The organism is Xanthovirga aplysinae, from assembly GCF_009711365.1.
Lineage (GTDB): Bacteria > Bacteroidota > Bacteroidia > Cytophagales > Cyclobacteriaceae > Xanthovirga > Xanthovirga aplysinae.
Genome location: NZ_SMMB01000739.1, coordinates 1 through 2,273, shown reverse-complemented (window position 1 = coordinate 2,273; position 2,273 = coordinate 1). Strand labels below are relative to the sequence as shown.

General features: G+C 34.9%; 1 protein-coding gene. It reads right to left on the bottom strand.

The window, feature by feature from the left end; all coding sequences use genetic code 11:
* Nucleotides 1-2,273 (bottom strand): TonB-dependent receptor (locus E1171_RS04895; RefSeq protein WP_222931395.1); only part of this gene is annotated, 2,273 nt, incomplete at both ends.

The window sequence follows — 2,273 nt, the reverse complement described above, 5'->3', positions numbered from 1 at the left end:
AAGGAAAGTTTATAAGCCTGCATGGGTTCACCAGACTTTTTCATAAAAAACACGGAATATGCATTCTTTTTAGCATAAAGATTAAATACTGAAAAAGTCCAGCTACTATCCCATTTTTTTACTTTCTTATGGTTTCCCTCAACCGTTAAGGACACATCTAGCCTATGATAATCGGGTACCCTATAAGCATTCCTATCAGAATAATTAGAAAATGTGTAACCATCGACTTTATAAGTAGCATCGGGAAAAGTTATCGGCCTTCCCGAGCTGTAAACAAAATTGGCATTAAAAGACCACCTCTTTGTGATGTTATAACGAGTTGCCAAAGAAAAATCGTGGGGTTTATCGAAGTTAGAAGGATAAAAAGCTCCATCATTCACCCTTTCTTCTTGTATAGGACTATCCATTTGTAGATATGATCTGGAATAGGTATAACTAAAATAACCCGTTAGTCGTCCACTTACTTTTTTTAATAGTAATTCAAGCCCATATGACTTCCCATCCCCTGATATTAGATCTTGTTCAAGATGTTCATTCATCAATAGTTCAGCGCCATTCTTATAATCAACAATATTCTGCAGTTTTTTATAATAAACTTCCGCAGAAGCCTCAATTCCTAATTGCTGTAAATCACGGTAATAACCCAAGGACAACTGATCTCCTATGATCGGTGGCAAATAACGATCACTACTGGTCCAAAATGAAAATGGGTTAATCCCAACATTGTTAGATACTAATTGAAAAAACTGACGGTTTCTACTATATCCAAGTTTCAGGGAACTAATGTCATTTAACATATATTTTATCGATACTCTAGGCTCCAAACCTTGGTAAGTCTTTGAAACATTATTTGATTCAAAAATTAAGGTATCCACAATGGATGCATTTTCTCTTTGTGTATCAGAGGCATAAATATACTCCTTGGGCTCTCCTAATTTGGAATACCATGTATACCTAAGCCCAAGCATAAGGCCCAAGTTAGGAGTCAAGTCAAATTGATTTTGAACAAAAAGAGCCGATTCCATACTTTTTTTATTTTCCAGAACCTCTTTATCCAAAATAGAATTTTCTCCTGGAATAAATAAACCAGGATTTACGCGATGATAGTTAAAACTTCCACCAGCTTTTAAATGAAAATTCCTTCCGTTATCAAAACCAATGGTTTCATATATGCCGTAAGATTGAAAACCAGTACCTAAAGTAAATTCCCTTGCTGGACTTTTTCCTTCGATATTATTTTGATAATCACTATACCCTCCCTTTAAAGTGGAATACCACTTATCCGACATTTCTTTATTCCATATTAAGGATAAAGCCGTTGATGACCAATTATAAACACTATCAAAAGCTAATTGAAAGGAATCTTTGCTTCTATAACTATTTATTGAAAGCCTATTCTTATCATTAATGATAAAATCAAACTTTCCATTCAAATCATAAAAAGATGCTGAACTCCTAGTTAATTCAGCATTCTTTATGCTTTTTAATAACCAATTAGAATAAGATGAACGTCCTGCTAACAAAAAAGAAGCTTTTTCCTTTACAATAGGTCCCTCCAGTGCAATTCTTGAAGTTACCAATCCAAGACCACCACTTCCTTTTATCTTCTGCATATCCCCGGTTCTTAATCCAATATTCATCACCGATGAAGCTTTTCCTCCAAATTCAGCTGGAGCAGCCCCTTTATAAAGTGTTACATTTCGAACAAGGTCAGAATTAATAGAGGAAAAGAAACCAAATAAATGGGCAGAATTAAATACAGGTATACCATCCATTAAAACCAAGTTTTGGTCTGAGTTCCCCCCTCTCACATTAATTCCAGAAGTTCCCTCAGCAGAGGAAGATACTCCCGGTAAAATAAGTAAACTTTTCACTACATCAACTTCTCCCAGGAAAGCAGGCAGTTTTTTTATAGTTTTAATTTCTACATTTACTTTTCCAGCTTCCATAGCAGAAAGATTATGTTCTTCCCCTTCTGCACTAATTGTCACTTCATCCAATTTATATAATCGCTCATACATTTCAAGATTAAGGGCCCCAGACGATTGAACGTAAATTTTTTTAAAATCAACCTCAAATCCTGGTGCTTTCAGAGAAACCATTTCCTCCCCCCTTGGGATTGAAATCCTAAAGGAGCCATCTAAATCACTAATTACATTAGTCTTGGCATTTTTAAAAGAAAGGATTACCCCTGGTAAAGTATTCCCATTTTTACCATCTTTAATCTTTCCAAATATCTCTACTTCTTCTTCATTACTTCCTATCTGGTATTC